The sequence below is a fragment of the Bacillus sp. AFS001701 genome (assembly GCF_002559405.1).
Lineage (GTDB): Bacteria > Bacillota > Bacilli > Bacillales > Bacillaceae_G > Gottfriedia.
In genome coordinates this window covers 1-6,594 of record NZ_NTZO01000434.1, presented here as the reverse complement: position 1 = coordinate 6,594, position 6,594 = coordinate 1, and the positions used below count along the sequence as shown (strand labels likewise).

The window sequence follows — 6,594 nt, the reverse complement described above, 5'->3', positions numbered from 1 at the left end:
ATGATTGCAAGCATTTCTTTTACAAAAAGTTAACAAAAATAATTTACGTAAATTTCAAACAAATTAATTAGTTAATTGTACAACTAGGTATAAGTACAAGCACAAACTATTCCCCTTCCATAGATTAGTACAAGAAAAGAAGGAGGAATTGTTATGCAATGTAATGAAGCCCATCAATTATGTAATAATTTTAGAGGGCAGGTTGTACGCATTTTCGATAAAGAAGGAAACGAGCACGTTGGACGTATTACTAGAGTAACTGATGATCGAGTTTTTATTGAACCAGTCAATCAAAATCGTCAAAACTCTAATTTTTCTAATAGATCATCCAATCGTAATAGAAGTAATATGAACAGAAACCAATCTAATAGAAATTTCTCAGAAAGAAACTTTTCAAATAGAAGTTCCCACAATGGAAACCGTTTTGATAATATGTTTGGCAATCGCGTTGACAATCGATTCGATGATCGAGTTGATGATCGATTCGACAGAAGATTTGATAGAAGGTTTGATAGAAGATTTGATAGAAGAAACGATAGAGAATTCGATAGAGATGGATTTGGATGCGGATTCTTCGGTTGCGGATTTGGTATTTCAATTGCACTTGGTTTTGTTGCTGGAGTAGCATTAGCTGCATTATTCTTTTTTTAATAGCTCAATAAAATCTTGATATTCAATTACTGTGGGTATGTCTCTTTAGTCAATTGCTGACTTTTGAGACACCCTTTTATTTTATGGATGAAAAGGTCATGAAACACCCTCATTATACTGTAAATTACTAATGAATAATAATTTCATCTCATTAGTAAAGGATAAAAGCATTATGAAAAAAATCATTCAAGTCATTATAATGATATTCATTCTTTACTTATGTACATATGCCTTTAAAATTCCCAAAACATTATTAATCATAAATAAAGTAGAGATTAATAAGCATTTCCCAATCTATCCTCATGGTGACCGCTAATTTATAAGAGTATACTTAATAAGTACATTATTTATAATGAAGGTGAGGATATTATGCAAATAGAATCAGTGATAAATGATTTATCAAACATGAATTCAATTAACAAAAAAGAAATTAAGTACACTCAACTAACAGGTGGAACATCGAGCAGTATATATCTTCTTAACATAAAAAACGAGAGTAAGTATATAGTTAAGTCTAATGATCCTCGTGTACTAGAATCAGAAGTATATTTTCTTAATTACTATAATAAATTAGATATATTACCCAATTTACTATTTGCTGAAAAAACATTTAAATACATAGTTTATCCATTCATTCCAGGTAGCACGAATTATGTTAAAAAAAACAAAAAAGAATTACTTATATCACTGGTTGAAAAGTTAATAAATAATTACGAATCCTACCCTAATGCTCCAGGCTGGGGATGGGCAGATGAATTATCGAATTCATGGTCAGATTTTCTTATGAGTAGAATGACAGAGTCTTTTAAAATTTTAGATTCGTATTTAGAAAAGCCAGATCATACACTTATACTTTCTATTATAAACAATTCAGATCTAATGACTTTTCAAGGAGAACCTTTTTTATTACACGGTGACTGTGGTATACATAATTTTATCTTTAATAAAGGCAAGTTAAGTGGCATTATCGATCCTACTCCAGTATTTGGAGATCCACTTTATGATTTAATATATGCGTTTTGTTCTTCACCAGACAATTTAACAAAAGAGACAATTTCTACTGCAGTTAATCATTTGAAATTTTTACTAAATAATGATTCTCACATAATATATAAAAACGTATTGGTTGGATTATATTTTAGGTTAGCAACATGTATAAGATATCACCCAAATGATTTAGACGAATACTTAATAGCATGGAATTATTGGACTAACTTGGTTAAATCCACGTGAAATTTTAAAATATTAACAGTCTGATACCTTGGATTTAATGGAATCTATGTAAGCAGGAGTTTTTAAAACAAACAAAAAAGATAAGCTATTATGCCTATCTTTTTCTACATAAAAATACTCTATATCCTAATACATCTTTATAACGCACTAGTATTTCTTGAAATCTATGGAGTAATTCAATTCCCTCCGGTGGTAACTTTTGAAATGGTAGTGTATCAGTTGGGAATGTTGATGTATTCATTATTGTATTTCCTTTGAGAATTTTATAATCTCTAAAGCCCCCTTTGATTAATGTTTGTTCCCACTCTCTTACCGTTTTTACTTTTGAAATGCCATAAACATCCTTTATTTCGCTTTCTTCTTTTAGTGTTAGTGGTCTCTCTGATGTCATTTCTATAGCAAGAAAATATCCACCTTTTTTTAACACTCTTACATATTCTTGTATTGATTTATCTACATTTGTGAAGCTTGTTACTGATTCCGAAATAATAATATCAAATGAATTATCTTTAAAAGGAAGGTTTTCTGCACTTGCTTGATGCAGAGTAACTGGAATTTTCATTTTGTTAAATCGTTTTCTTGCATTAGTCAGCATCCGACTGTTTATATCGATTGTTGTAATTGAGCAATTGTAACTTTCATATAAATAACTAGCAGTTTTACCTGAACCGCAACCAACCTCTAAAACTTGGCTATCTGATTTCAATGGAAGAAATCTTAATGTTTTTTTTGTTAAATCAAACCCACCTGGATGTGCATCTTCTATATTTAACGTGGCGATTAAATCTATATAAGAAAATTTCCTCATATTAAGACCCCAATCATGTAGTTTGGTATAGTCTATTCATTTAAGCTTAAATTGTTTTGTATTCTTGAAAACAATGAATTTTTTCTTAAAACAAAAACATCAGCTTTTGGGCTGATGTTTTTGTTTGTGTACAAAGTGGAATATTTGCTGATTAAAAACAACCTAATATCACTCCCCGTTACTTCTCATTCCTTTTTGAATCTTTCTTAGTGCCTTTTTCGATCCTCGTTCAATATCGTGCTGTAATTTCCTTGTCGCATAATCAACAAATAACGTATCTAAGTCATATCCTTCTGGATAAAGTTCAGCAGCCTTTACTTCTAAAGTTACTCGTTTTTCATTCACTTCCAAAAATTCGCCATTGTAAAGAACAATGAGATTGTAGAAATTATCGATTTCTTTATAGACAATTCCAAAGTTATCATAGTCTAATAATTTTACTCGATCACCTTTTTGATAGTTAACCTTTTCTTCAGATCTCAATTTGACAATCTTTGGTCTCCTTATTGCACTTTCATTTACTTTTTCTAATTGATATTCTTTATTTTCCATATATTCCTTCGCTCTTTGAAGTACATTTTCGCGAATATTCATTTTTTTAGAAATCCATAGAGCATTACTTTCTCCTGATTTCCCGATAATTAACTTATACATTGGTTCTAGTGTTTCACTATTAAATCGCATTGCTGCATTCATAAAGTCACTATGCATTTCTGAAAAACGTTTAATTTCACCATAATGGGTAGTTGCAACTGTAATACATCCCATAAGATAAAATTCTTCCAATATAGAAATTGCTAGTGCAGATCCTTCATTCGGTTCCGTACCACTTCCTATTTCATCGAATAGTAAAAGTGTATTATTATTAGAAACGCCCATAATATCGGAAAGGTTTTTCATATGTGATGAAAATGTACTTAGTGCATTTTCTATACTTTGATTATCACCAATATCAACAAAAATCTTTTCAAATACTGCAATTTCAGTCCCCGTGTCGCCTATAATATGGAAACCTGACATTGTTGCTAAAGTTAGTAAACCAATTGTTTTCAGAACGACTGTCTTTCCACCCGCATTAGGTCCAGTAATGATTAAACTACGATAACTTTCTCCTATCTCAAAATTAAGCGGAACTACATTTCCTGTTAATAGTGGATGTTTGCAATCAACTAACTTTATATATCCAAAATCATTTAATTTCGGCTCAATTCCACCAATATGTTTGCTAAATTTAGCTTTAGCAAACACCATATCATATTGGCTAATTAACTCCATATTTATATTTATTTCATAAATGTTTTCTAAAATCATTCCTGAAAGGGTAGCTAATATTTGATATTCTTCCATTGCCTCTTCTGCCTTTAGGCTTGCTAACTCACCGTTTAATTTAGTTACTGTATTCGGTTCAATAAAGACTGTTGCCCCTTTAGAAGAAACTTCAATAATCGATCCTGGAACTTGCTTTTTAAAGGAAGCTTTAATTGGTATTGTATATCGGTCATCTTTCTTACTTATAAAAAAGTCTTGAATATACATTTTATTTGCACTACTACTTAGAAATTTATTTAAACGATCTTTAATTTTTTCTTCAACTGATTCAATATTATTTCGTATCCGTTTAAGATCCTTACTTGCCGCAGAATCAACGCTGTTTCCTTTAATTGAGAAGTTAATCTCATCTTCAATACTTTTAAATTCACTCATTGAGTTTGCGTAAGAAGCGAGAATTGGAGCAAAAAATACGTTATCTTGCATAAACTTTTTAATTCTTCTACATCCTCTTAAAAAGTCCGAAACACTGATTAAATCACTCGGATCTAATATCATACCCTTTTCAAGATTTTGAATAAGATTTTCAATGTTAGAGACACCTAAAAATGGCACATGTCCTTCTGCATCTAATATTGCCCGAGCTTCAGTTGTCTCATTTAATCTATTTTTAACTACTTTTATATTGCTACTAGGTTCTAATTGATGTATCAACTTTTTACCTAATCCACTTACACAATAAGATTTTACAATCTCTTTTAAGTCGTTATATTGTAATTTTTCAAATGTTATATTATTCAACTGTTATTCTCCTCTTTCATATGATTTTATCGATCATAAATGGAGATACCTACCCGTTAGATTCCAATGAGTTTATTTATAGAATTAAGATTTTACCCGAAAAAATATAAAAAAAGCTGCGGAGATACCGCAGCTTTAATCACATTACAAGGCAATTATAATTGAAATATAGTTAAAAAAGCTATTACAGAATAGCCAAACTAAATTCATTACACGCATTATAAAGTATTGTAGGTATCTTCATAGGTTTGAAATAAATACATGACAAAATTAAGGGTGCGAATTCTACAAATTCCCCTTTTTTTCATCCTATTTATTTCATTTAATTTTTTCCTATTTAGAACCTACCGCACTCACAAAATGCACCTCATTTATTATTATGTCCATTGAAATCTAACTTATTGAAATCATCATACTATGTGTAAATTCAAAAGTAAAGATGATCTGCATTATTTACTATATGTGTTAAATAAAAATTTTCCACAACCTTATTAGCTAAAAAGTACATCTTCAAATTTATAGCAAATGGAAATTTAGTTTAATAAGGATTTATTGTTGTATAAAAGTACAGTATTGAATTGAATATTAAATATAAAAACTGGAGATTTCAAATGAAAAATACACTAGCTCATCTTACTTTCTGTTTATTGTTCTTATTTAACTCTATTACTACTGTACATGGAGAAATTGCAAATCATTTATTTAGTACTAAGTCCGTTAGTTTTCAAGGAGCCGATAATAACTGGGAAATTTCACACGAAATGACTTTAGTGGGAACTGATATCTTATATCAAACAACTATAAAATATAAAGGAAAATATGATAAAGATTTAATTAAGTCAAACTCACGCTATTTGATTTACTATAATGGCGGAACGATCGGAGGGGAGACATTTTTATTAAATCAATCTGGTGAATTTCATGGTAAAAAAAGAGAGTGCGGCGGATGTGAGTTTATTGAAAAGGAAAACGAGATAAATTATGAAATTTACTGGAAAGATACTATAAGTACAGTTATTTTAAAAAAAGTCGAAAAACCAGCCTCTTTGTAAAGTAATAATGCGTGTGATTGTTACAGAAAACGAACTGTTATATCTACAGTTCGTTTTTGTGTTAGTTTTAGTTGTTCAACTAGGATTATTACTTCAATGAGCTAGAGTCTATATACTAAATCAAAAATAACTCTGCATGAAATAGATCTGTATTTAGAATAGTTCTTCTTCTATTTAAATATTTTTAAATTAGGGAAGGAGTGTAGATCTTAATGACTTGAGTCCAAATGAAAAAGTGGGTTGATAAAAGCATTATACTATTATTAGCTTTAGTATTTATTATTTTAGCTACAAACGTCCCTAAAATACAGATTTTATATGAGTCAACTTTAATAGGGACTTACCACAGCAAAAAACTTCCATTTGCAACAATGGTATTTGATGAAGAGGACCATCATTCATTTTATTATTATAATCAATCTGAGTCAGATAAAGGTACTTATACACAGAAAACAGATACGACGTATGTAATTAACAGTTCTAAGTTTCATAACTTGAAAATCATTTATGATAAAAAAGGAAGAACTTTTAAAATAAAAATTGATAATAAAACCTATGTTTTTAAACAATCTGATACAATTCCTACTATTATTGATAATTCTGAATACTAGATTTAGGTCTTCAAGTACTTGGTAACAAAATTTTATGCCAAGAACTTAAAAGGACTATAAAAAATTGACAGTCCTTTAGGGTTGTTAAATATCAACAATAAACTGATTTAAAATAAAAAAAGCACCAGCTGATTAGCTGATACTTTGGTAAACCAGGCGACGTTCTACT

General features: G+C 29.7%; 6 protein-coding genes. 4 read left to right on the top strand and 2 right to left on the bottom strand.

What is annotated here, in order from left to right:
• Positions 1 to 153: 153 nt before the first annotated feature.
• Together CN514_RS20725 and CN514_RS20720 are read left to right on the top strand one after the other, a co-directional pair.
• Positions 154 to 651, top strand: coding sequence for a hypothetical protein (locus tag CN514_RS20725; protein ID WP_098234210.1), 498 nt, complete (start codon positions 154 to 156; stop codon positions 649 to 651).
• 369 nt (positions 652 to 1,020) lie between these two features.
• Positions 1,021 to 1,884: a phosphotransferase gene (locus tag CN514_RS20720; protein WP_098234209.1), complete on the top strand. Its 864-nt coding sequence runs from the start codon at positions 1,021 to 1,023 to the stop codon at positions 1,882 to 1,884.
• A 94-nt stretch (positions 1,885 to 1,978) separates the two neighbouring features.
• Here the strand turns inward: CN514_RS20720 and CN514_RS20715 are convergent, their stop codons facing one another.
• On the bottom strand, positions 1,979 to 2,692 hold the full coding sequence (locus CN514_RS20715; protein ID WP_098234208.1) for a class I SAM-dependent methyltransferase: 714 nt from the start codon (positions 2,690 to 2,692) through the stop codon (positions 1,979 to 1,981).
• 168 nt (positions 2,693 to 2,860) lie between these two features.
• Positions 2,861 to 4,762, bottom strand: coding sequence for an endonuclease MutS2 (locus tag CN514_RS20710; protein ID WP_098234207.1), 1,902 nt, complete (start codon positions 4,760 to 4,762; stop codon positions 2,861 to 2,863).
• Positions 4,763 to 5,373: 611 nt separating this feature from the next.
• Here CN514_RS20710 and CN514_RS20705 point away from each other — a divergent pair.
• Both CN514_RS20705 and CN514_RS20700 read left to right on the top strand, forming a co-directional pair.
• Positions 5,374 to 5,814 (top strand): hypothetical protein, encoded by a 441-nt coding sequence (locus tag CN514_RS20705; RefSeq protein WP_098234206.1) that lies wholly within the window; start codon positions 5,374 to 5,376, stop codon positions 5,812 to 5,814.
• Between the two features lie 227 nt (positions 5,815 to 6,041).
• Positions 6,042 to 6,425: a hypothetical protein gene (locus tag CN514_RS20700; RefSeq protein ID WP_098234205.1), complete on the top strand. Its 384-nt coding sequence runs from the start codon at positions 6,042 to 6,044 to the stop codon at positions 6,423 to 6,425.
• The last annotated feature ends 169 nt before the right edge of the window (positions 6,426 to 6,594 follow it).